Below are 292 nucleotides of genomic sequence, written 5' to 3' on the forward strand. Positions count from 1 at the left end.
GAGCACCGTCAGCTTGACGGTGTCGCCGGCCACCGCCCGCGCCAGCGCCTCGAGCCGCTTCACATAGCCACCGTGGTCGGCGCCAAGCACGTAGATGAGATCGACGAAGCCGCGCTCGACCTTGTCCTTGAGATAGGCGACGTCGGCGGCGAAGTAGGTGAACGAGCCGTCCGACTTGACCAGCGCCCTATCCATGTCGTCGCCGACCGCGGTCGAGCGGAACAAAGTCTGCTCGCGGTCCTCCCAGTCCTCGGGCTTCTCACCCTTCGGCGGCGGCAGCGTGCCCTTGTAG

Annotated in this window: 1 pseudogene; it reads right to left on the bottom strand. The window is 66.8% G+C overall.

Features of this window, described 5'->3' with window-relative positions:
* Positions 1-292: pseudogene (locus EN804_RS36440) on the bottom strand (arginine--tRNA ligase); the annotation flags it as partial.

The sequence above is a fragment of the Mesorhizobium sp. M8A.F.Ca.ET.161.01.1.1 genome (assembly GCF_004792105.1).
In the GTDB taxonomy this organism is placed as follows: domain Bacteria; phylum Pseudomonadota; class Alphaproteobacteria; order Rhizobiales; family Rhizobiaceae; genus Mesorhizobium.